The sequence below is a fragment of the Pseudomonas sp. S09G 359 genome (genome assembly GCF_002843605.1).
Classification (GTDB): domain Bacteria; phylum Pseudomonadota; class Gammaproteobacteria; order Pseudomonadales; family Pseudomonadaceae; genus Aquipseudomonas.
On the sequence record NZ_CP025263.1, the window covers coordinates 5807236 to 5830165 of the forward strand.

A 22930-nucleotide genomic window follows, 5' to 3' on the forward strand; every position below is an offset into this window, starting at 1 on the left:
ATCTGCCTATACGGCTGAATCGCATCAGTAACAGCGGTAACACCGCCATCGTAACAATGCGGTAACACATCCAATTGACTTCCCGTGTCCTCATCACGACTATAGGCGTCCCGCTGCCGCCAACCCGGCGCTGAAGGGCGCAATCCAGGCCTTATAAGCACTGCTCTCAAGACAGTGCGCCTGTATAAACGAAGACTCACGCGCGTTACTCGCTGTTTCCAAGCGCCTGAACGAGGACCCTTTTCATGCCAGACATTACCCTGACCACCTTGCAGAGCCTCAAGCTCAAAGGTGAAAAAATCACCATGCTGACCTGCTATGACGCCACCTTCGCCCACGCCTGCTGCCAGGCCGGTGTTGAAGTGTTATTGGTAGGCGACTCCCTGGGCATGGTTCTTCAAGGGAATGACAGCACCCTGCCGGTGACCACCGATGAACTGGCGTACCACACCGCCTGCGTCAAACGCGGTAACGACGGCGCGTTTATCATCGCCGACCTGCCGTTCATGGATTACGCCACTGTCGAACAAACCTTCGTGAACGCCGGCAAGCTGATGCGCGCCGGTGCGCATATGGTCAAGGTCGAAGGCGCCGTGTGGCTTGCCGAGTCGATTCGCCTGCTGGCTGAACGCGGCGTGCCGGTGTGCGCACACATGGGCCTGACGCCACAGTCGGTGAACATCCTCGGCGGCTACAAGGTGCAGGGCCGCAACGAAGCCCAGGCGCGCCAGATGCGCGCGGATGCCATCGCCCTGGAGCAGGCCGGTGTGGCGATGATCCTGCTCGAATGTGTCCCGAGCGAGCTGGCAGCGGAAATCAGCCAGGCAGTCAAAGTGCCAGTGATCGGCATTGGTGCCGGCTCGGCCACCGATGGCCAGGTGCTGGTGTTGCACGACATGCTCGGCCTGTCGATCACCGGCCGCGTGCCCAAGTTCGTGAAGAACTTCATGGCCGGCCAAGACAGCATCCACGCGGCATTGAGTGCCTACGTCGCCGAAGTCAAAGGCGTCACCTTCCCAGGCGCCGAACACGGATTTTCTGCATGAACACGGTAAAAACCCTACGCGAACTGCGCGCTGCCGTTACCCACGCCCGCAGCGCCGGCAAGCGCATTGGCTTTGTGCCCACCATGGGCAACCTGCACAGCGGCCATACCACCCTGGTGGCCAAGGCCGTGCAACAGGCTGACTTCGTGGTGGCGAGTATCTTCGTCAACCCGCTGCAGTTCGGTGCCGGCGAAGACTTGGACAAGTACCCGCGCACCCTGGCCGCCGACCAGGAGAAACTCCTGCAAGCCGGCTGCAACCTGCTGTTCGCACCCACCGTCGAGGAAATGTACCCCGGCGGCATGACCGGCCAGACCCGCGTCAGCGTCCCGCAGTTGTCTGAAGGCCTGTGCGGCGCCAGCCGCCCAGGGCACTTCGAAGGTGTGGCCACGGTGGTCAGCAAGCTGTTCAACATGGTCCAGCCGGACATTGCCGTGTTTGGCCAGAAGGACTACCAGCAACTGGCCGTGATTCGCGCAATGGTCCAAGACCTGAACATGCCGATCCAGATTATCGGCGAGCCCACCGTACGCGCCGAGGATGGCCTGGCGCTATCGTCGCGCAACGGCTTCCTCTCTCCGCAGGAACGTGCGATTGCGCCGGTGCTGTATCGCAGCCTCAGCCAGATTGCCGCCGCCATCAAGGACGGTGACCACGACTTCGCCAAGCTGCGCGCCGAACAGGTCCGCCAGATCGAAGCCGCCGGCTTGCGCCTGGACTATCTGGAGGTACGCCAGGGCGTGCACCTGCGCCCGGCCACCGCCGAGGACACCGATGTGGTGATCCTGGTCGCCGCCTTCCTGGGGGCCACGCGCCTGATCGACAACCTGCATTTGAACCTCGCCTGACCCCTCTTTACACCCCGCCTGTTGCCCTGCCTGCTGTGCCGGTATAAAAAAGTACCGGCCACAGCGCAGACAAAGCCAAGACATATCGACACGCTAGGTTTAATGTAATCGCCCTGCGCTATGGTTAGCGCTGTCCGGCACCCAGCCCTTGATGAAAGACTGGACGTTCCGGGCTTTGAAGTGTCCTAAAGGCAGTCCCCGTAATAAAAGGAAACCCGCAGCGATGGCGTACTACCGCACTCCTCATGACGTTACCGCTCTGCCCGCCTGGCAAGCGCTCAATCAACATCGCCAAGCCATGCAGGATTTCAGCATGCGCGAAGCGTTCAATGCCGATCCTCAGCGTTTCTCCCAATTCACCTTGAGCAGCTGCGGACTTTTCCTCGATTACTCGAAAAACCTGATCACCAGCGAAACCCGCGACCTGCTGGTGGGCCTGGCCAAGGAAGTCGGCCTCAAGGACGCAATCAACTCGCTGTACGCGGGCGAGCCGGTCAACTCGTCCGAAGGCCGCCCTGCCCTGCACACCGCGCTGCGCCGCCCGGTGGGCGACAAGCTGTCGGTCAACGGCGTGAACATCATGCCCGACGTGCACAAAGTGCTGAACCAGATCACTGATCTGGTCGGCCGTATCCATGACGGCCTGTGGCGTGGCTACACCGAAAAGCCGATCACCGACGTGGTGAACATCGGCATCGGTGGCTCGTTCCTCGGCCCGGAACTGGTTTCCGAAGCGCTGCTGTCCTACGCCCACAAAGGCGTGCGCTGCCACTACCTGGCGAATATCGACGGCAGCGAGTTCCACGAGCTGACCATGAAGCTGCGCGCCGAGACCACGCTGTTTATCGTCTCGTCGAAATCCTTCAATACCCTGGAAACCCTGAAAAACGCCCAGGCCGCCCGCGCCTGGTACCTGGCCCAGGGTGGCTCGGAAGCCGAGCTGTACCGCCACTTTATCGCCGTGTCGAGCAACAACGCGGCGGCAGTGGCGTTCGGTATCCGCGAAGAAAACATCTTCCCGATGTGGGACTGGGTCGGCGGCCGTTACTCGCTGTGGTCGGCCATCGGCTTGCCAATCGCCCTGGCCATCGGCATGTCCAACTTCAAGGAGTTGCTGTCCGGTGCCTACACCATGGACCAGCACTTCCAGAACGCGCCGTTCGAGCAGAACATGCCGGTGCTGCTGGGCCTGCTGGGCGTGTGGTACGGCAACTTCTGGGGTGCGCAGAGCCATGCGATCCTGCCGTATGACCACTACCTGCGTAACATCACCAAACACTTGCAACAGCTGGACATGGAATCCAACGGCAAGAGCGTGCGCCAGGACGGCACGCCCGTGGCCACCGATACCGGCCCAGTGATCTGGGGCGGCGTGGGCTGCAACGGCCAGCACGCGTATCACCAGTTGCTGCACCAGGGGACCCAACTGATCCCGGCCGACTTTATTGTGCCGATCGTCAGCTTCAACCCGGTGTCCGACCACCACCAGTGGCTGTACGCCAACTGCCTGTCCCAGAGCCAGGCACTGATGCTCGGCAAGACCCGCAGCGAAGCCGAAGCCGAACTGCGCGACAAGGGCATCCCGGAAGACGAAGTGCAGAAGCTGGCACCGCACAAGGTGATCCCGGGCAACCGTCCGAGCAACACCATCGTGGTCGAACGCATCAGCCCGCGTCGCTTGGGCGCACTGGTGGCCATGTATGAACACAAAGTGTTTGTGCAGAGCGTGATCTGGGGCATCAACGCCTTCGACCAATGGGGCGTGGAACTGGGTAAAGAGCTGGGCAAGGGCGTGTACAACCGCCTCACCGGCGCCGAAGAAACCTTGGCCGAAGATGCTTCGACCCAGGGCCTGATCAACTACTTCCGCGGTCGTCACCGCGGCTGATCCAGGTATCGCAAGGCCAACGTCCGTTTGGACGTTGGCCTTGAACCCTCCTCCCACAGCGTGCATCTTTATGACTTGTCCCGAAAACAAGAATAAGGACCGCTCATGTTCGATATCAGCACATTCCCCCGCGCCGATGCCGTCCGCCGGGCTGCGCAGCTCAGTCAAGCCGACTACCAGCGCCTCTATCGCCAATCCATCGAGAGTCCCGACACCTTCTGGGCCGAACAGGCCAAAGGCTTTCTCGACTGGTTCAAACCCTGGCACACCGTGCACAGCTCGGATATTCACACCGGCGCCGCCCAATGGTTTGCCGGCGGCCAGTTGAATGTCAGCTACAACTGCATCGACCGTCACCTGGCGCAACGCGCCGACCAGCCGGCCTTTATCTGGGAAGGCGACGATCCTGCAAAGTCTTCCACCATTACCTACCGCCAATTGCACGAAAACGTCAGCCGCCTGGCCAATGTGCTGAAAAGCCGTGGTGTGAAGAAAGGCGACCGGGTGTGCATCTACATGCCAATGATCCCGGAAGCGGCCTACGCCATGCTGGCCTGCACGCGCATCGGCGCGGTGCACTCGGTGGTATTTGGGGGGTTCTCGCCGGACGCCCTGCGCGACCGTATCCTCGATGCCGACTGCCGCACCGTGATCACCGCCGATGAAGGCGTGCGCGGCGGCAAGCCGGTAGCGCTGAAACAGAATGTCGACAAGGCCCTGGCCAGTTGCCCGAATGTCAGCACAGTGCTGGTGGTGGAACGCACCGGTGCTGCCGTTAACTGGAGCGAAGGCCGCGACCTCAAGTATCAACACGCCCTGGACGCCGCCAGCAGCGACTGCCCGCCCGAGCCGATGGATGCCGAAGACCCACTGTTTATCCTCTATACCTCGGGCAGCACCGGCAAACCCAAAGGCGTGCTGCACACCACCGGCGGCTACCTGCTGCAAGCCGCGATGACCTTCAAGTACGTGCTCGACTACCGCGACGGCGAAGTGTTCTGGTGCACCGCCGATGTGGGCTGGGTCACCGGCCACAGTTACATCGTGTACGGCCCGCTGGCCAACGGCGCCACCTCGTTGATGTTCGAGGGCGTGCCGAGCTACCCGGACAGTTCGCGCTTCTGGCAGGTGATCGATAAACATCAGGTGAACATCTTCTATACCGCGCCCACCGCGTTGCGCGCCTTGATGCGCGAGGGCCACGGCCCACTGCAGAGCACTTCGCGCGCCAGCTTGCGCCTGCTCGGCAGCGTCGGCGAGCCGATCAACCCGGAAGCCTGGGACTGGTACTTCAACGCGGTCGGCGAGCAGCGTTGCCCGATCGTCGATACCTGGTGGCAGACCGAAACCGGCGGCATCATGCTCAGCCCGCTGGTCAGCGCCCAGCGCATCAAGCCCGGTTGCGCGACCCAGCCGATGTTTGGCGTACAACCGGTGCTGCTGGATGAACACGGTAAGGAATTCAGCGGCGCCGGCAGCGGCGTGCTGGCGATCAAGGCCAGCTGGCCGGGGCAGATCCGCAGTGTGTATGGCGACCCGCAGCGCATGCTCGACACCTATTTCAAACCCTACCCCGGCTACTATTTCACCGGCGATGGCGCGCGCCGCGATGAGGACGGCGACTACTGGATTACCGGGCGCATCGATGACGTGATCAACGTGTCCGGCCACCGTATCGGCACCGCCGAGGTGGAAAGCGCCCTGGTGCTGCATGACCAGGTCGCCGAAGCCGCCGTGGTCGGCTACCCCCACGACGTCAAGGGCCAGGGCATCTATGCCTTTGTCACGCCCATGAATGGCGTGGAACCCAGCGATGCGTTGAAAAAACACCTGCTGGAACTGGTCAGCAAGGAAATCGGCAGCTTTGCCAAGCCGGAACTGATCCAATGGGCGCCAGCCTTGCCGAAAACCCGGTCGGGCAAGATCATGCGGCGCATCCTGCGCAAGATCGCCTGCAACGAACTGGACAGCCTGGGGGATACCTCGACCCTGGCCGACCCGAGTGTGGTCGACGGCCTGATCGACAAACGCTTGAACCGCTAGCCACTCTAAACCGCCAGGAAACCCTTAAGTCGCCATGGAATTTATCCGCAGCCGTATCGAAACCCAGTTGATGAGCCTGACCGGCCTGTCACTGGGTCAACTGGACCTGGAAAACCCCAAGGGCGACCCAGGCCTGTTCGGGCCGGATTCGATCAGTTGGCAGGTGCATGGCGACTTCAGCAGCATGTTGATCGGCGGCATCAGCGCCTTGATGTTGCAGGCCCTGCACCCGATGGCTCTGGCCGGCGTGTGGGACCATTCGAATTTTCGCCAGGACATGCTCGGGCGCCTGCGGCGTACCTCGCAATTCATATCCGGCACCACCTTCGGCTCGCGCAAGGATGCCGAATGGCTGATCGAAAAAGTGCGCACCATTCACCTGCAAGTGGTCGGCCATGCGCCGGATGGGCGGCCGTATGCGGCCAGTGATCCGGATTTGCTGACCTGGGTACATGTGGCGGAAGTGAGCAACTTTCTCGCGGCGCACCTGCGCTATCGCAACCCGCATCTTTCCGGGCAGGACCAGGATCGTTACTACAGCGAAATCGCCTCTGTGGCGGAACGGCTGGGCGCGCGCAATGTGCCGCGCTCCCGGCAGGAAATTTCGGATTATCTGGTAGCTATCCGCCCGCAACTGCTGTGCGACGAGCGCAGCCGCGAAGTGCTGCGCCTGCTGCTTGACGCGCCTGCCCCCAGCTATCTGGCCAAGCCCTTCGGGGCCTTGATGATGCAGGCCGGGATCGACCTGCTGCCGGACTGGGCCAGCAGCCTGCTCGGCCAGCACCAGAGCCCACTGCAACGCCAGATGATCCGCGCCGGGGTCAAGCGCAGCGCGCCGCTGCTACGCTGGGCAATGCGCAATGGTTCGGTGCAGCGTGCACACCGGCGGATGGGGTTGATGTAGGCGACGGCCCATAGCTGTTAAACTTCGCGCCCTCTTTCACCCAGCAAGGCGCGCTCCATGTCTTCCCTGAATCAGGCGCTGCGCGCCGCCCTCGATCAACGCCAAGACCTGATCAACGAGCTGCATGCCCAGGGCACCGATTGCTATCGGCTGTTCCATGGCAGCCAGGAAGGCGCCGGCGGCCTGACCATCGACCGCTACGGCCCGCAACTGCTGGTGCAAAGCTTCCACCAGAGCCTGGAAACCGCCGACCTGCTGGAGCTGCATCTGCAGATCAACCAGTACCTGGGCCTGGAGCTGCTGCTCGTGTACAACGACCGCTCCCGTGGCAACTCACGCATCGACCGTGAAGACACGGTGTACCGCGCCGAACCCGCCGCGCTGGAAGACCTGGTGGGCCACGAGTGGGGTCTCAATTACCGCGTGCGCGGGCGGCATGCCGGGCAGGACCCGCTGCTGTTCCTCGACCTGCGCAACACCCGCGGCTGGGTAAAACAGCACAGTGCCGGTAAAAGCGTGCTGAACCTGTTCGCCTACACCTGCGGCGTGGGCTTGAGCGCTGCGGCAGGGGGCGCGCGTGAGGTGTGCAACCTGGACTTTGCCGAAGGCAACCTGGCGGTCGGCCGCGAGAACGGCCTGTTGAACCCGCAATTGCCGACCATGGGCTTTGTGCAATCGGATTATTTCCCGGCGATTCGCCAACTGGCGGGCCTGCCGATCACCCAGCGTCGCGGCCAGAAACTGCCGAGTTATCCGCGCCTGGAGCAGCGTCAATATGACCTGGTGTTGCTCGACCCGCCGGCCTGGGCCAAGAGCGCGTTCGGCACCGTCGACCTGCTGCGCGACTACCAGAGCCTGCTCAAGCCGGCGTTGCTGACCACCGCCGACAACGGCGTGCTGATTTGCTGCAATAACCTGGCAAAGGTGAGCATGGATGACTGGCGTGAACAGGTCCTGCGCTGCGCGGAAAAAGCCGGGCGCCCGGTGCGCGACTGGAAAATCATGACGCCGGGCGAGGACTTCCCTTCCCGCGATCAGCAGCCACCGCTGAAAACCCTGATACTCCAATTGTAGGACTCTTCCCAAAGGCCCCAGCTCTTCGGAACCGAAAACCCGTGCCATACTCCAAGGCACTCTTGTTTGACATAGATGGCGCCGCCCCATGCCCAAAGGATTGATCCGCGCCACTGGCGCCTTGTTGACTGCCCTGGCCCTGTACAGCTTGCTGGGCTTTTTGATTCTGCCGGGCATTGCCCTTCGCATCGCCAACGGACAATTGGCTAATTACGCCACGCTGCCGGCCCGCATCGAGCGCATTGAACTCAACCCGTTCAGCCTGGAGCTGACCGTCTGGGGCCTGAAAATCGGTGAGCCTGGCAAGGAGCAAGTGGGCTTCGAGCGCCTCTACGCCAACTTGCAGATCGACAGCCTCTGGACCCGTGCCCTGCATTTGGCGGATGTGCAACTGGACCAGCCCAAGACCGAGCTGTTGTTCGACAAGTCAGGCCAGTTGAACCTGGCGCAGCTGTTCAAGCTGCCGCCGAGTGAGCCCACCCCCGCAGACCCAAATGCCAAGCCCTTCCCGCTGCGTATCGACAGCATCAAGCTGGCCAGCGGCTATGTGCATTTCCAGGACCTGCGTCCCAGCGAACCGATCGAATTCCTCTACGACAAACTCGACTTCGAGCTGAAAAACCTCAGCACCTTGCCGGATGACAACGCCGACATGACCTTGGTGGCCGCTGGCCCCGAAGGTGGCCAGATCGACTGGAAAGGCAACGTCAGCCTGGTGCCGATCACCTCCGAAGGTACGCTGAAAGTCACCGGCGGCAAGATGAAAGCCTGGTGGCCATATGTGCGTGATGCGCTGCCGCTGGTGCTTGAGGACGGCGTGCTTAACTTCAGCACCGAGTATAAATTCAGCCTGGCCAAAGAGACCGAACTGAACCTGACCAACACGTCCGCCAGCATCGCGCCATTCGCCATCAAGGCACCGGATGGCCGCCCACTGGTACGCCTGGAACGCCTGGACGTCAGTGAAACCAGCGTCGACCTGGCCAAGCAGCAGGTGGTGGTCGGCAAGATCCGCAGCAACAAACTGGAAACCTGGGCCGCGCGTGAAGCCGACGGCCAGCTCGACTGGCAGAAACTGTTCGCCAGCCAACCGAGCAAGCCGTCCAAGGCGCCGGAGCCGGCCCCCGCCACTGCCGACTCGCCAAAACCTGCGCCCGCTGCACCAAGCAAGCCTTGGCAAGTGCTGCTCAAGGATGTGCAACTGCGCAACTATCAGGTGCACCTGGCCGACCGCGCGGTCAAGCCGGCGGTAGCGCTGGAGCTGGGCCCACTGAATGTGGACATGCAGAATTTCGACAGCCTCAACCAAAGCCCATTCACCCTCAAGGTCGACAGCGGCCTGGGCAAGCAAGGCAAGATCCAGGCAACGGGCGAGGTCAACCTCAACCCGGTCAGCGCCAAGCTCAAAGTGAACACCCAGGACATCGACCTGCGGGTGGCCCAGGCGTATATCAGCCCGTTCATTCGCCTGGAACTGCGCAGCGGCATGCTCGGCAGTAACCTCGATGTGAACCTGAAAAGCACTGACCCTCTGAAGCTTCAGGTGACAGGCCGGGCCCAAGTGGACCAGTTGCACACCCTCGACACCCTCAAGACCCGCGACTTTCTCAAGTGGCAGCGCCTGGTGCTGGAAGGCGTGAATTACCAGCACGGTGACAGCCTGTCCATTGACAAGGTCAACCTGCTGCAGCCGTATGCGCGCTTCATGATCAACGACGACCGCACCACCAACGTCGACGACTTGCTGATTCCGCAGCCGCCCGACAGTGGCGCCAAGTCGGCGGCAAAACCGGCCAGCAAAGACAAACCCCTGGGCATTCATATCGGCCAGATTGCGATCAACGACGGTTCGGCCAACTTTGCCGACTTCAGCCTCACGCCCAACTTCGCCACGGCCATCCAACAGCTCAACGGGCAGATCGGCACCATTGACAGCCGCCAGGCCAAGCCGGCCACCGTGGACATCAAAGGCAAGGTCGACCGCTATGCGCCCGTCACCATCAAAGGCAGCGTGAACCCGTTTGACCCGATGGCCGCGCTGGACATCGCGACCAGCTTCAAACGTGTCGAGCTGACCACACTGACGCCGTACTCGGGCAAGTTCGCCGGTTTCCGTATCCGTAAGGGCCGGCTCAACCTCGACCTGCACTACGTGATCACCAAGGGCCAGTTGAAGGCCGAAAACAAAGTGGTGGTCGAGCAGCTGCAACTGGGTGAGAAGGTCGACAGCGCCGATGCCGTGGACCTGCCGATTCGCCTGGCGATTGCGTTGCTCAAGGACACCGACGGCAAGATCTCCATCGAACTTCCGGTCACCGGGGATCTGAACAACCCGCAATTCAGTGTGATGCCGATTGTGTGGCAGACCCTGCGTAACCTGGTGGTGCGCGCGGCGACGGCGCCGTTCAAGTTTATCGGCGGGCTGGTGACCGGCGGTGGTTCGGAAGACTTGGGTAATGTGTCGTTCGCAGCGGGCTCGAGCGAATTGAGCAAAGATTCCGAGAGCGCCCTGAACACCCTGGCCAATGCACTCAAGGAACGCCCTACCCTGCGCCTGGAAATCGAAGGCACGGCAGCGGCCAGCAGCGACGGGCCGTTCCTGGCAGCAGAACGCCTGGAACGTGAATACCAGTACAACTACTACAAGATCCTCCAGCGCCGTGGCGACAAAGTGCCGGCCCAGGCCTCGTTGCTGGTGGTGCCAGAGAAGGAAAAGGCCCCGCTGCTGGAAGGTATCTACCGTACCCGCCTGAAACAGCAACCTCCGGCCGAATGGAAAAACCTCAGCGACGATGACCGCTCGGCGAAACTGCGCGACGGCGTCATCAAGTTCTGGAGTACCAGTGACGTGCTGTTGCGCCAGTTGGGCCAGGACCGCGCCAGTACCATCAAGGACTATCTGGTGGACAAAGGGCAGTTGGAAGACGACCGGGTTTACTTCATCGATGCCAATCTGGGGCAGGCGGAGAAAGATGGGCGTGTTGTTACACCAATGCACCTGGATGCCGAGTAATCCATAACCAACACAAATCCAAATGTGGGAGGGGGCTTGCCCCCGATGGCGGTGTATCAGTCGATGTGACGTTGACTGAACGACTGCTATCGGGGGCAAGCCCCCTCCCACATTTGGATCTATGTTGGCCCGGCGATTTTAGTCCAAGCCCACAATAGAACAGGCCCAGACACAAGTGTCAGCTGGGCCAGGACCGCGCCGGTACCATCAAGGACTATCTGGTGGACAAAGGGCAGTTGGAAGACGACCGGGTTTACTTCATCAATGCCAACCTGGGGCAGGCGGAGAAAGATGGGCGTGTTGTTACACCAATGCACCTGGATGCCGAGTAATCCATAACCAACACAAATCCAAATGTGGGAGGGGGCTTGCCCCCTCCCACCTTTGGATCTATGTTGGCCCGGCGATTTTAGTCCAAGCCCACAATAGAACAGGCCCAGACACAAGTGTCAGCTGGGCCAGGACCGCGCCAGTACCATCAAGGACTATCTGGTGGACAAAGGGCAGTTGGACGACGACCGGGTTTACTTCATCGATGCCAACCTGGGGCAGGCGGAGAAAGATGGGCGTGTTGTTACCCCAATGCACCTGGATGCCGAGTAATCCATAACCAACACAAATCCAAATGTGGGAGGGGGCTTGCCCCCGATGGCGGTGTATCAGTCGATGTGACGTTGACTGAACGACTGCTATCGGGGGCAAGCACCCTCCCACCTTTGGATCTATGTTGGCCTGCCGATTTTGTCCAAGCCCACAATAGAACAGGCCCTGACACAAGTGCCAGGGCCTGTAATGACCACATCCGTGTGGTCGGTCGCATGAACTCGTGAGGTGCATTGAGTGGATTTCTAACTCACTCGCCGCCGCCGACGTATAGTTCAGTCGATGTGTGAGCGTTACTCTGCTTTCAGGCCATCGGCCGATACAGCTTTAACGCCTTTGATTTTCTTGGTGATGTTCACCGCGGTAGTTTTCTGAGCTTCGGTCACAGCGGTGGTCGACGACAGGGAAACTACGCCTTTGTTGGTTTCGACTTTGATGTCGGTACCAGGAATACCTTTCTCGGTTACCAGGTCAGCTTTCACCTTGGTGGTGATCCAGGTATCGGAAGTAGTTTCTTTAGCGCCAGCAGCTGCGCTTTTGGTTTTGTCGACGTTGTCGGCTTTAGTTGCGCCGCCAGCCAGCAGGCCGTCAGCAGAAACTGCGGTTACACCTTTGATTTTCTTGGTGATCGCTACGGCAGTGGCTTTCTGCGCGTCAGAGATAGCGACTGTCGAAGACAGGGAAACCACACCTTTGTTGGTCTCAACCTTGATATCGCCACCTGGGATGCCTTTTTCAGTCAGCAGGTCGGCTTTGACTTTGGTGGTGATCCAGGTGTCAGAAGTGGATTCTTTAGCCTTGGTCACTTCACCAGCAGCCAGGGTCATTGGCGCTTGGGAAGTCTGTGCAAAGGCCACGTTAGCACCCATGGCCAGGGTCAGAGCGGTAGCAGTAGCGAGAGCGAACTTCTTCATACGAGTAACTCCTGTTTTATTAAAAGTCTGCAGTGTTTAAACCTTGATGCTGCAGCGTTAACAGGGATATTGCAGGCAGTGTGCCAAGTCCACGAATCGGATTAAATCCTTATAAAACAATAACTTAAGAATTCATCAAATTCTCGGAATCGTGCAACTTGCATGAACCCCATCGTGCCTGCATGCAAGTTGCGGCTTTTGCCCTGGGGTAAATGGCTGATTTCCCTTCATTTTCCCGCCCCCATAAAAAAAGGACCCCGAAGGGTCCTTTTTTTCAGCGTGAAGCCTGGGGTAATTAAACGCCCGAAGCCTTGGCTGCTGCTACGTCCTTGATGGACAGCTTGATGCGGCCGCGGTTGTCCACGTCCAGTACCAGCACTTCCACTTCCTGGCCTTCTTTCAGAATGTCGGTCACTTTCTCAACGCGAGCGTCGCTCAGCATGGAGATGTGAACCAGACCGTCTTTGCCCGGCAGGATGTTGACGAATGCGCCGAAGTCGACGATGCGCTCAACCTTACCGACGTAGATCTTGCCGATCTCGGCTTCAGCGGTGATACCCAGGACGCGCTGGCGTGCCGCTTCAGCGGCTTCCTTGGTTTCGCCGAAGATCTTGATCGAACCGTCGTCTTCGATATCGATCGAAGCCTTGGTTTCTTCACAGATCGCACGGATGGTCGCGCCGCCTTTACCGATAACATCACGGATTTTGTCGGTGTCGATTTTCATCGCGATCATGGTCGGAGCATTTTCCGACAGTTCGGTGCGGGACTGACCAATGATCTGGTTCATCTGACCGAGGATGTTCAGGCGCGCTTCCAGGGCTTGGCCCAGAGCGATTTCCATGATCTCTTCGGTGATGCCCTTGATCTTGATGTCCATCTGCAGCGCGGTAACACCTTTAGCGGTACCAGCTACTTTGAAGTCCATGTCGCCGAGGTGGTCTTCGTCACCCAGGATGTCGGTCAGGATGGCGAACTTCTCGCCTTCTTTAACCAGGCCCATGGCGATACCGGCAACCGGCGCCTTCATCGGCACACCAGCGTCCATCAGCGCCAGGGAAGCACCGCAAACGGAAGCCATGGAGCTGGAACCGTTGGACTCGGTGATTTCCGACACAACACGGATGGTGTACGGGAACACGTCAGCAGCTGGCAGCATGGCCTGAACCGAACGACGGGCCAGACGGCCGTGGCCGATTTCGCGACGACCTGCGCCACCCATGCGACCACACTCGCCCACCGAGAACGGAGGGAAGTTGTAGTGCAGCATGAACGGGTCTTTTTTCTCGCCTTCCAGAGTGTCCAGCAGCTGTGCGTCACGGGCAGTACCCAGAGTCGCGACTACCAGAGCCTGAGTTTCACCACGGGTGAACAGGGCCGAACCGTGGGTCTTCGGCAGAACACCCACTTCGATGTTCAGCGGGCGTACGGTGCGGGTGTCGCGACCGTCGATACGTGGCTTGCCGTTAACGATGTTTTCGCGAACGGTGCGGTATTCGATTTCGCCGAATGCAGCTTTGACTTCGCTGGAAGAAGGCTGGCCTTCTTCACCGGACAGCTTGGCTACAACCTGGTCCTTCAGCTCGCCCAGGCGAGCGTAACGATCGGCCTTAACGGTGATGGTGTAGGCGTCGGAGATGGCAGTACCGAACTCGGAGCGGATCGCGCCCAGCAATTCAGTGGCTTCAGCCTGTGGTGCCCAAGCCCAAGTTGGCTTGGCAGCTTCGGCGGCCAGTTCTTTAACGGCGTTGATCACAACCTGGAACTCGTCGTGAGCAAACAGCACCGCGCCCAGCATCTGGTCTTCGGTCAGCTCTTTGGCTTCCGATTCAACCATCAGTACGGCTTCCGAGGTACCGGCAACGACCATGTCCAGGCTCGATGCTTTCAGTTGCTCGTAAGTCGGGTTCAGCAGGTAGCCGGTGCTTTCGTGGAAAGCCACGCGAGCTGCGCCGATCGGACCATCGAAAGGAATACCGGAGATGGCCAGGGCAGCCGAGGTACCGATCATCGCAGCGACGTCCGGATCGGTCTTCTTGCTGGTGGAAACGACGGTGCAGACAACCTGCACTTCGTTCATGAAGCCTTCTGGGAACAGCGGACGGATCGGACGGTCGATCAGTCGGGAAGTCAGGGTTTCTTTCTCGGAAGGACGGCCTTCGCGCTTGAAGAAACCGCCAGGGATCTTACCGGCAGCGTAAGTCTTTTCCTGGTAGTGAACGGAAAGAGGGAAGAAGCCTTTGCTTGGGTCAGCGGTCTTGGCGCCAACAACGGTCACCAATACGGTAACGTCGTCGTCAACGGTAACCAGCACTGCGCCGGAGGCTTGACGGGCTATACGGCCTGTCTCGAGGGTAACGGTCGACTGACCGAACTGGAATTTTTTGATAACCGGGTTCACGGTGTCCTACCTTCTTTGTGGCTCTTGGGGAACTTGTCTTCTTGCGAAATTCTTGGGCAATGTCGGGAATCGGCCCAACCCTTGTCCAGGGGTAAAACGTGTGTCCAGATAAAACTTGAGGCTGGGAGCCTACCATGGGCCAGCGGGAATCCCACTGACACACGGCAGACAACCAACCTCTAGCGCAATCGCTTATTAGCGACGCAGACCCAGGCGACCGATCAGAGCCTGATAACGACCCAGATCCTTGCCTTTCAGGTAGTCCAGCAGCTTACGGCGCTGGTTTACCATGCGGATCAGACCACGACGGGAGTGGTGATCTTTACCGTTGGCCTTGAAGTGACCTTGCAGCTTGTTGATGTTGTGGGTCAGCAGTGCAACTTGCACTTCTGGCGAACCAGTGTCACCAACAGCTTGCTGATAGTCAGCAACGATTTGTGCTTTTTCTTGAACGTCGAGAGCCATGAGGCAATCCTTTTTTCAGGAAACCACCCAAAGGGCAGTTTCAACAGGCCAGGGACAAATCCCTGTATCTAAAAATGAGTGTTGACCGTGCCTGTTAACAGCCACACTCGTTCGGTCATTCTGACCGAATCAGTCGACGCGGCGCGATGCGCCCGTCTTCGCTCACTTCACCGATACCGATAAAGCGACCGTTATGATCCTGTACTCGCACCATGCCGAACTTCGGGGCATCCGGGGCACGTACCGGCTGGCCGTTGAGCCAGTAGAACGCGCTGTGCTCCGAGAAGTGCAGCAACGGCCAATCGAGCAAACCGCTGTCCGATGGCATCAGGAAGCGATCAACCGCTTCATTACCGCCTTCGGCGTGTACCGCTTCCAACTCTTCCAGCGTAACCGTCTGGGCCAGGCTGAAAGGGCCGGCCTGGGTGCGTCGCAGTTCTGCAACGTACGCACCGCAACCCAGCTGTTCACCGATATCTTCCACGAGGGTACGGATATAGGTGCCTTTGCTGCAGTCCACGGCCAGGCGGGCAGTGTCGCCTTCATGGGCGAGCAATTCCAAGCGCGCAATAGTAACAGAACGCGGTTCGCGCTCCACTACTTCACCCGCACGCGCCAGCTTGTAAAGCGGCTGACCATCACGCTTGAGCGCCGAGTACATTGGCGGTATCTGACTGATTTGCCCACGAAAAGCGGGTAAAGCGGCCTCGATATCAGAGCGACCAACGGTCACGTCGCGAACCTGCAGAACATCACCTTCGGCGTCGGCCGTGGTGGTGGTCTTGCCCAGTTGCATCAGGGTTTCGTAACCCTTGTCGGAATCGAGCAGGTATTGCGAGAACTTGGTCGCCTCGCCAAAGCACAACGGCAGCACGCCGGTGGCCAGCGGGTCGAGGCTGCCGGTGTGCCCGGCCTTCTCGGCGTTGAGCAGCCAGCGGACCTTCTGCAACGCGGCATTGGAGGTAAAGCCAATGGGTTTGTCGAGCAGAATGATGCCGCTGACGTTGCGACGGATACGTTTGACCTGAGCCACCGCTTACTCCTTGGCGTCTTCAGGTGTGGACGGGTGCTGGCTGTCTTCAGCCACGGCGCGCTCGATCAGTGCCGACAGGTGCGCACCACGCACGACGCTTTCGTCGTAGTGGAAGTGCAACTGGGGCACGCTGCGCAGCTTCATTTCACGGGCCAACTGCATGCGCAGGAAACCCGCGGCAGAGTTGAGCACCTTGATGCTTTGCGCGATTTCTTCGCTGCTGTCCTGCCCCATCACGGTGATGAAGATCTTGGCGTGACCCACGTCACGGCTCACTTCAACGGCGGTGATGGTGACCAGGCCAACGCGCGGGTCTTTGACTTCGCGACGGATCAGTTGGGCCAGCTCACGCTGCATCTGATCGCCGATACGCTGGGTACGGCTGTATTCTTTTGCCATGTCTTGTTACCTGTTACTGCCACACGGTGAAACCCGTGGGGTCTGAAAGCGGCAAACGCCCGGCCTGACAAAAGCCAGACCGGGCGTTGCGTTTAGAGTCCGTACGCTGCGCGGGGCATTTGCATGCCCACACGCTGCGTGGCTCCGGAAGTGCGCGAGTTAGAGGCTGCGAGCAACCTGAACCTTCTCGTAGACTTCGATCTTGTCGCCAGCCTTGACGTCGTTGTAGCTCTTGACGCCGATACCGCATTCCATGCCGGCACGTACTTCGGAAGCGTCATCCTTGAAGCGGCGCAGGGATTCCAGCTCGCCTTCGAAGATAACGATGTCTTCGCGCAGTACACGGATTGGACGGTTACGGTACACGGTACCTTCGATAACCATGCAACCGGCGATCGCGCCGAATTTCGGCGAGCGGAACACGTCACGCACCTCGGCAACACCCAGGATGTTCTCCCGCACGTCGCTGCCAAGCATGCCGGTAAGGGCTTTCTTGACGTCTTCGATGATGTCGTAGATGACGTTGTAGTAACGCATGTCCAGGCCTTCCTGCTCGACGATCTTGCGAGCGCCAGCATCGGCACGCACGTTGAAACCGAACAGTACAGCGTTGGAAGCCAGTGCCAGGTTGGCGTCGGACTCGGTGATACCACCGACACCGCCACCGACAACGCGCACTTGCACTTCGTCGTTACCCAGGCCGTTCAAAGCGCCGTTCAACGCTTCGAGGGAACCACGAACGTCAGATTTGAGGACGATGTTAAGCGTCTTCTTCTCTTCCTGGCCCATGTTCTCGAAGATGTTTTCCAGCTTGCCGGCGTGAGCACGGGCCAGCTTGACTTCGCGGAACTTGCCTTGACGGAACAGAGCCACTTCACGGGCTTTCTTCTCGTCGGCAACCACGCTCATCTCGTCGCCAGCGTCCGGGGTACCGTCCAGGCCGAGAATCTCGACTGGGATGGCTGGACCGGCTTCCTTGATTGGCTTGCCGTTCTCGTCGAGCATGGCACGTACACGGCCGTAGTTCGAACCGACCAGCACCATGTCGCCTTGGCGCAAGGTACCGTCTTGAACCAGAACGGTCGCGACCGGGCCACGGCCCTTGTCGAGGCGCGATTCAACCACAACGCCACGGCCAGGAGCCGATGGAGTAGCGGTCAATTCCAGAACTTCGGCTTGCAACAGAACGGCTTCGAGCAGTTCGTCAACGCCGGTACCCATCTTCGCCGAGACCGGTACGAATGGAGTGTCACCACCCCACTCTTCAGAGGTCACGCCGTGAACCGACAGTTCGCTACGGATGCGATCGAGATCGGCGCCCGGCTTGTCGATTTTGTTCACGGCTACAACCAGCGGTACGCCAGCAGCTTTAGCATGCTGAACGGCTTCGATGGTTTGTGGCATCACGCCGTCGTCCGCTGCAACCACCAGGATCACGATGTCGGTCGCCTTGGCACCACGGGCACGCATTGCGGTAAACGCAGCGTGACCCGGGGTGTCGAGGAACGTCACCATGCCACGGTCGGTTTCAACGTGGTACGCGCCGATGTGCTGGGTGATACCGCCGGCTTCGCCTGCAGCAACCTTGGCACGACGGATGTAGTCGAGCAGGGATGTTTTACCGTGGTCAACGTGGCCCATTACGGTCACAACCGGTGCACGGGAAACAGCCTCACCTTCAAACTTCAGGGACTCGGCCAGGGAATCTTCCAGGGCGGTGTCGCTGACCAGGGTCACTTTGTGGCCCAGCTCCTCAGCAACCAGTTGGGCAGTTTCCTGATCCAGTACCTGGTTGATGGTGGCTGGAGTGCCCAGCTTGAACATGAACTTGATGATTTCAGCTGCCTTGACCGACATCTGTTGGGCCAGATCGCCCACAGTGATGGTCTCGCCGATCTTCACTTCACGCACGACAGGGCCGGTTGGGCTCTGGAAACCGTGGGCGTTGCGTTTTTTCAGCTTGGCCTTGCCGCGACCACCACGACGGAAGCCATCGCTTTCTTCGTCGGTAGTACGTGGGGCAACACGTGGAGCAGGCGCTTTCTCTTTGACCGAGGCGCGATGCGGAGCGTTTTTGCGCTCGCCATCACCGCCACCACCGCGACGATTGTTATCGTCAGCACGTGGCTTGTCTGGACGACGAGGTTCGTCGCGCTTGCGGGCGTCAGCGGCTGGAGCAGGTGCAGCGGCAACCGGAGCGGCCTCACGCACAGCTTCAACTGGCGCGCTAGGCGCGGCGACCGCTTCAGTGGAAGCAGGTTGCGCAGCAGCAGGCTGGCGACGCGCTTCTTCTTCGGCGCGACGCTTGGCTTCTTCTTCAGCCTTCTGACGAGCAGCATTTTCTACTGCGCGACGTTCTTCCAGTTCGCGTTTGCGCTCGGCTTCGATTTCTTCCGGGCTGCGCTGTACGAAGACTTTCTTCTTACGTACTTCAACGCTGATGCTCTTGCTACCAGCAACACGCAGGGTGCTGGTGGTTTTGCGCTGCAATGTAATCTTGCGCGGTTCTTCCACTTTCGCCTTGTGGCTGCTCTTCAAGTGAGTCAGCAAAGACTGCTTCTCACTATCGCTCACACCTTCATCGGCGGCGGTGTGCGGCAGACCTGCCTCACGCATCTGCTGCAACAGGCGCTCTACCGGTGTTTTGACCTCATCGGCCAGTTGTTTCACCGTGACTTGCGTCATGCACTTCTCTCCTCAGGCCGCGCCTAGTTACTCGAACCAATGGGCTCGGGCGGCCATGATCAACTTGCCGGCACGATCATCGTCAATGCCGTCGATGTCGAGCAGATCGTCAATAGACTGCTCGGCCAGGTCTTCGCGGGTAATTACGCCGCGCACCGCCAGTTCCATCGCCAAATCCTTGTCCATACCCTCAAGCGAGAGCAGGTCTTCGGCCGGATGGGCGTCTGCCAGCTTTTCCTCAGTAGCGATGGCTTTAGTCAACAAACGATCCTTGGCCCGAGCGCGAAGCTCGTTGACGGTGTCTTCGTCAAAGCCGTCGATGTTGAGCATTTCTTCCAACGGTACGTAGGCAATCTCTTCCAGGCTGGTGAAGCCTTCATCTACCAGCACCTGCGCCAGGTCTTCGTCGACTTCCAGCTCGTCGATAAAGTTGCGCAGGATGTCACCGGTTTCAGCTTGCTGCTTAGCCTGGATGTCCGATTCGGTCATCACGTTCAGGGTCCAACCGGTCAGTTGGCTGGCCAGACGCACGTTCTGACCACCACGACCAATGGCCTGAGCCAGATTGTCTGCGCCAACGGCGATGTCCATTGCATGGGCATCTTCGTCAACGATAATTGCCGCCACTTCAGCTGGCGACATGGCGTTGATCACGAACTGCGCCGGGTTATCGTCCCACAGGACGATGTCCACACGCTCACCGCCCAACTCGCCCGACACTGCCTGGACGCGCGAACCGCGCATACCGATGCAAGCGCCTTGCGGGTCGATGCGTTTGTCCTTGGAACGGACCGCGATCTTGGCGCGCGAACCCGGGTCGCGGGACGCAGCCATGACTTCGATCAGGCCTTCGGCAATTTCCGGCACTTCGATACGGAACAGCTCAATCAGCATTTCCGGCGCGGTACGCGACAGGATCAACTGAGGGCCGCGGTTCTCGGTGCGGATTTCCTTGAGCAGCGCACGCAGACGCACGCCGACACGGAAGGTTTCGCGAGAGATGATGTCTTCACGGGCCAGCAACGCTTCGGCGTTGTTGCCCAGGTCGACGATCACGTTGTCGCGGGTAACTTTTTTCACGGTGCCGGAGATGATTTCACCCAGGCGCTCGCGATAAGCGTCAACGACTTGAGCGCGCTCGGCTTCGCGAACCTTCTGCACGATCACCTGTTTGGCGGTCTGTGCAGCGATACGGCCGAACTCGATCGACTCGATCTTTTCTTCGACGACATCACCGACCTGGGCGCCTGGATGCGTTTCAGCAACCTTGCTTGGCCAGGTTTCGATGGCCGGATCATCAAGATCGGCTTCTTCGACGACCGTCCAGCGACGGAAAGTCTCATAGGCACCGGTGTGGCGGTTGATTTCCACACGCAGATCAACTTCGTCTTCAAAACGCTTTTTGGTAGCAGTGGCCAGGGCCAGCTCCAGCGCTTCAAAAATCACGTTTGCCGGTACGCCCTTTTCATTGGATACCGACTCAACAACCAGCAGTACTTCTTTGCTCATCGTACGCCTCGCCTTTCGCAAGCCATTGGATCCGCGGGATCCGCGTCTCAGTCAAAACTGGGAATAATGTTGGCCTTGTCGATCATATCGATCGGCAACAGGAACTCATGGTCTTCTACCTGCACCACGACATCCTGTTCTTCTACACCGCGCAGAAGGCCCTGAAAGTTGCGTCGCCCTTCGAACGGGGATCGCAGCTTGATCTTCACTTGTTCACCGGCAAATTTTGCAAACTGATCAATAGTGAACAGTGGGCGTTCCATGCCTGGCGAGGAAACTTCGAGGGTGTATTCAACGGAGATTGGATCTTCAACATCCAGGACACCGCTGATCTGACGGCTGACAATGGCGCAGTCGTCCACCAGCACACCGCCCTCTTTATCGATATAAACGCGCAACATTGAGTGGCGACCTTGAGCCGAAAACTCAATACCCCAGCATTCATAGCCTAGGGCCACGACCACCGGGGCCAGCAAGGCCTGCAACTCTTCTAGCTTGCTCGACACCTGAACCCCCTCGTGCATGTATGTGCATGCTGTGCAAAATAAAAAAATGGGCGAAACGCCCATCCTTGAAACGCCGTCGAACAGCGGCGTTGAAAGTGTCCAGCTAACAAAAAGCCCCTTAAAAGGGGCTCCGCTAAAACTGGTTGCGGGGGCCGGATTTGAACCGACGACCTTCGGGTTATGAGCCCGACGAGCTACCAGACTGCTCCACCCCGCGACAAAGCTGGGGCGGAAGTATACGACCGATCCCTTACAGGGTCAATGTAACCTTCCACCTACAAGAAAGCCCGCAACAGCGGGCTCTCCTGATAATTGGTACCGAGAAGGGGACTCGAACCCCTACACCCTATGGGCACAACCACCTCAAGGTTGCGTGTCTACCAATTCCACCACCTCGGCAATACAGCGTTTACAACCCTTCTTACTTCTGCTCTTGAGCTGGAGGTACGTCAGTCGCTGGAGTAGCCGACTTTTGCTCTTGAAGCACCGGGACATCATCAGAAGCCGGTTTTGCTTTTGGTACTTCCAACACTGCTGGGTTTGGGAGACCTACTTGAGTCAGCACATGAGCTTTCTCTTTAGCAAAGTAACCTAACCCCAAGCTGGTTATGAAGAAACCGGCGGCAAGTATAGCAGTAAACTTACTAAGAAAGGTAGAGGAACCTTGGCTTCCGAACACAGTATTTGAAGCACCTGCACCGAAAGACGCACCAGCATCCGCACCTTTACCCTGTTGCAACAAAACCAGGGCAACTACGCCCAGGGCAGCCAACAGATGAAAAACGACTACGACTGTTTCCAGCATTTTTTCAGTTTCCCGCGGCGCGACAGATCGCACCGAACTCATCTGCATTCAGGGAAGCTCCACCAATGAGCCCCCCATCGATATCCGGCATGCCGAACAGTTCGACCGCATTGGCCGCCTTCACGCTGCCGCCGTATAGAAGCCGCACACCTTGTGCGACTTCAGAATTCTCTGCCGCTAACTGCGCGCGGATGGCTGCGTGCACATCCTGCGCCTGTTGCGGTGTAGCAGTCAGCCCGGTGCCAATGGCCCAGACCGGCTCGTAAGCAATTACTGCCTTTGCAAACGCACCAACACCCAGCTCCTCGATGATGCTGCCCAGCTGACGCGAGACAACTTCAAGAGTCTTGCCTGATTCACGCTGCTCAAGGGTCTCCCCTATGCACAACACCGGAATCAAGCCACAAGCCTGTGCCGCTGCGAACTTGCGATTGAGTGTCCCATCACGCTCGCCCATCATCTGACGACGCTCGGAGTGCCCGACAAGCACATAGGAACAACCCGCATCAACCAACTGACTCGGCGAAATCTCACCGGTCAATGCACCTTGCATTGGCTCCACCGCAGAGTTCTGCGCGCCGACCTGAATCGACTTGCCTTTCAAGCCATCAACCACTTGGTTGATATGCAAGCAAGGCGGGAAAACCGCAACATCGACACCGCTAGGCAATGCCAAGTGACGAAGGCCGTTGATCAGCTCAGCGACACTGGCGCGGGTACCGTGCATCTTCCAGTTACCAGCTACCATAGTGCGACGCATGCTGTACCTCGTCGGTCAAAGTGGGCGCAGATGT

General features: G+C 59.2%; 17 protein-coding genes and 2 tRNA genes. 7 read left to right on the forward strand and 12 right to left on the reverse strand.

From position 1 onward, the window contains the following. Positions 1-245: 245 nt before the first annotated feature. The 7 genes from panB to CXQ82_RS26730 all read left to right on the forward strand — a co-directional run bounded on the left by panB (position 246) and on the right by CXQ82_RS26730 (position 10816). Complete coding sequence (gene panB, locus CXQ82_RS26700) at positions 246-1046, forward strand: 3-methyl-2-oxobutanoate hydroxymethyltransferase (RefSeq protein ID WP_101273021.1); 801 nt, start codon at positions 246-248, stop codon at positions 1044-1046. Then, positions 1043-1894: a pantoate--beta-alanine ligase gene (gene panC / locus CXQ82_RS26705; protein WP_101273022.1), complete on the forward strand. Its 852-nt coding sequence runs from the start codon at positions 1043-1045 to the stop codon at positions 1892-1894. The genes panB and panC overlap by 4 nt, the downstream gene beginning before the upstream one ends. 223 nt (positions 1895-2117) lie before the next feature. Next, complete coding sequence (gene pgi / locus CXQ82_RS26710) at positions 2118-3782, forward strand: glucose-6-phosphate isomerase (protein ID WP_101273023.1); 1665 nt, start codon at positions 2118-2120, stop codon at positions 3780-3782. Positions 3783-3887: 105 nt separating this feature from the next. After that, a complete protein-coding gene (gene acs / locus CXQ82_RS26715; RefSeq protein WP_101273024.1) occupies positions 3888-5825 on the forward strand; it encodes an acetate--CoA ligase in 1938 nt (645 codons plus the stop codon). Between the two features lie 34 nt (positions 5826-5859). Then, complete coding sequence (locus CXQ82_RS26720; RefSeq protein WP_101273025.1) at positions 5860-6729, forward strand: oxygenase MpaB family protein; 870 nt, start codon at positions 5860-5862, stop codon at positions 6727-6729. 57 nt (positions 6730-6786) lie between these two features. After that, positions 6787-7803 carry a class I SAM-dependent rRNA methyltransferase gene (locus CXQ82_RS26725; protein WP_101273026.1) on the forward strand — a complete coding sequence of 339 codons (1017 nt, stop codon included), beginning with the start codon at positions 6787-6789 and terminating at the stop codon, positions 7801-7803. Positions 7804-7891: 88 nt separating this feature from the next. Then, positions 7892-10816, forward strand: coding sequence for a DUF748 domain-containing protein (locus tag CXQ82_RS26730; RefSeq protein WP_101273027.1), 2925 nt, complete (start codon positions 7892-7894; stop codon positions 10814-10816). A gap of 896 nt (positions 10817-11712) precedes the next feature. On the opposite strand, the gene CXQ82_RS26735 is transcribed toward CXQ82_RS26730, so the two are convergent. From CXQ82_RS26735 to tpiA, 12 genes are all read right to left on the reverse strand, one after another. Continuing rightward, complete coding sequence (locus tag CXQ82_RS26735; protein ID WP_101273028.1) at positions 11713-12333, reverse strand: BON domain-containing protein; 621 nt, start codon at positions 12331-12333, stop codon at positions 11713-11715. Between the two features lie 295 nt (positions 12334-12628). Beyond that, the gene (gene pnp, locus CXQ82_RS26740; protein ID WP_101273029.1) at positions 12629-14734 is read right to left on the reverse strand and encodes a polyribonucleotide nucleotidyltransferase; all 2106 of its coding nucleotides are present in this window, start codon (positions 14732-14734) and stop codon (positions 12629-12631) included. 195 nt (positions 14735-14929) lie between these two features. Next, positions 14930-15199 carry a 30S ribosomal protein S15 gene (gene rpsO / locus CXQ82_RS26745; protein WP_003176135.1) on the reverse strand — a complete coding sequence of 90 codons (270 nt, stop codon included), beginning with the start codon at positions 15197-15199 and terminating at the stop codon, positions 14930-14932. A gap of 115 nt (positions 15200-15314) precedes the next feature. Then, the gene (truB, locus tag CXQ82_RS26750; protein ID WP_101273030.1) at positions 15315-16232 is read right to left on the reverse strand and encodes a tRNA pseudouridine(55) synthase TruB; all 918 of its coding nucleotides are present in this window, start codon (positions 16230-16232) and stop codon (positions 15315-15317) included. A 3-nt stretch (positions 16233-16235) separates the two neighbouring features. After that, positions 16236-16631 (reverse strand): 30S ribosome-binding factor RbfA, encoded by a 396-nt coding sequence (gene rbfA, locus CXQ82_RS26755; protein ID WP_016973761.1) that lies wholly within the window; start codon positions 16629-16631, stop codon positions 16236-16238. 159 nt (positions 16632-16790) lie between these two features. After that, entirely contained in the window at positions 16791-19316 is a 2526-nt protein-coding gene (gene infB, locus CXQ82_RS26760) for a translation initiation factor IF-2 (RefSeq protein ID WP_101273031.1), read from the reverse strand. 27 nt (positions 19317-19343) lie between these two features. Further along, positions 19344-20825, reverse strand: a complete 1482-nt coding sequence (nusA, locus tag CXQ82_RS26765; protein ID WP_003212187.1) for a transcription termination factor NusA — start codon at positions 20823-20825, stop codon at positions 19344-19346. 47 nt (positions 20826-20872) lie between these two features. Then, positions 20873-21331, reverse strand: a complete 459-nt coding sequence (rimP, locus tag CXQ82_RS26770) for a ribosome maturation factor RimP (RefSeq protein WP_003235029.1) — start codon at positions 21329-21331, stop codon at positions 20873-20875. A gap of 140 nt (positions 21332-21471) precedes the next feature. Next, positions 21472-21548 (reverse strand) — tRNA-Met (locus CXQ82_RS26775). 96 nt (positions 21549-21644) lie between these two features. Further along, positions 21645-21730: transfer RNA gene (locus CXQ82_RS26780), tRNA-Leu, on the reverse strand. A gap of 22 nt (positions 21731-21752) precedes the next feature. Then, positions 21753-22136: a preprotein translocase subunit SecG gene (secG, locus tag CXQ82_RS26785; RefSeq protein ID WP_010206600.1), complete on the reverse strand. Its 384-nt coding sequence runs from the start codon at positions 22134-22136 to the stop codon at positions 21753-21755. A gap of 4 nt (positions 22137-22140) precedes the next feature. Then, entirely contained in the window at positions 22141-22896 is a 756-nt protein-coding gene (gene tpiA / locus CXQ82_RS26790) for a triose-phosphate isomerase (protein WP_003194193.1), read from the reverse strand. Between the last annotated feature and the right edge of the window lie 34 nt (positions 22897-22930).

What these genes read in the sequence shown, in the direction of transcription:
- panB (WP_101273021.1), top strand. Translation starts at nt 246, where the DNA reads ATGCCAGACATTACCCTGACCACCTTGCAGAGCCTCAAGCTCAAAGGT.
- panC (WP_101273022.1), top strand. Translation starts at nt 1,043, where the DNA reads ATGAACACGGTAAAAACCCTACGCGAACTGCGCGCTGCCGTTACCCAC.
- pgi (WP_101273023.1), top strand. Translation starts at nt 2,118, where the DNA reads ATGGCGTACTACCGCACTCCTCATGACGTTACCGCTCTGCCCGCCTGG.
- acs (WP_101273024.1), top strand. Translation starts at nt 3,888, where the DNA reads ATGTTCGATATCAGCACATTCCCCCGCGCCGATGCCGTCCGCCGGGCT.
- CXQ82_RS26720 (WP_101273025.1), top strand. Translation starts at nt 5,860, where the DNA reads ATGGAATTTATCCGCAGCCGTATCGAAACCCAGTTGATGAGCCTGACC.
- CXQ82_RS26725 (WP_101273026.1), top strand. Translation starts at nt 6,787, where the DNA reads ATGTCTTCCCTGAATCAGGCGCTGCGCGCCGCCCTCGATCAACGCCAA.
- CXQ82_RS26730 (WP_101273027.1), top strand. Translation starts at nt 7,892, where the DNA reads ATGCCCAAAGGATTGATCCGCGCCACTGGCGCCTTGTTGACTGCCCTG.
- CXQ82_RS26735 (WP_101273028.1), bottom strand. Translation starts at nt 12,333, where the DNA reads ATGAAGAAGTTCGCTCTCGCTACTGCTACCGCTCTGACCCTGGCCATG.
- rpsO (WP_003176135.1), bottom strand. Translation starts at nt 15,199, where the DNA reads ATGGCTCTCGACGTTCAAGAAAAAGCACAAATCGTTGCTGACTATCAG.
- rbfA (WP_016973761.1), bottom strand. Translation starts at nt 16,631, where the DNA reads ATGGCAAAAGAATACAGCCGTACCCAGCGTATCGGCGATCAGATGCAG.
- infB (WP_101273031.1), bottom strand. Translation starts at nt 19,316, where the DNA reads ATGACGCAAGTCACGGTGAAACAACTGGCCGATGAGGTCAAAACACCG.
- nusA (WP_003212187.1), bottom strand. Translation starts at nt 20,825, where the DNA reads ATGAGCAAAGAAGTACTGCTGGTTGTTGAGTCGGTATCCAATGAAAAG.
- secG (WP_010206600.1), bottom strand. Translation starts at nt 22,136, where the DNA reads ATGCTGGAAACAGTCGTAGTCGTTTTTCATCTGTTGGCTGCCCTGGGC.
- tpiA (WP_003194193.1), bottom strand. Translation starts at nt 22,896, where the DNA reads ATGCGTCGCACTATGGTAGCTGGTAACTGGAAGATGCACGGTACCCGC.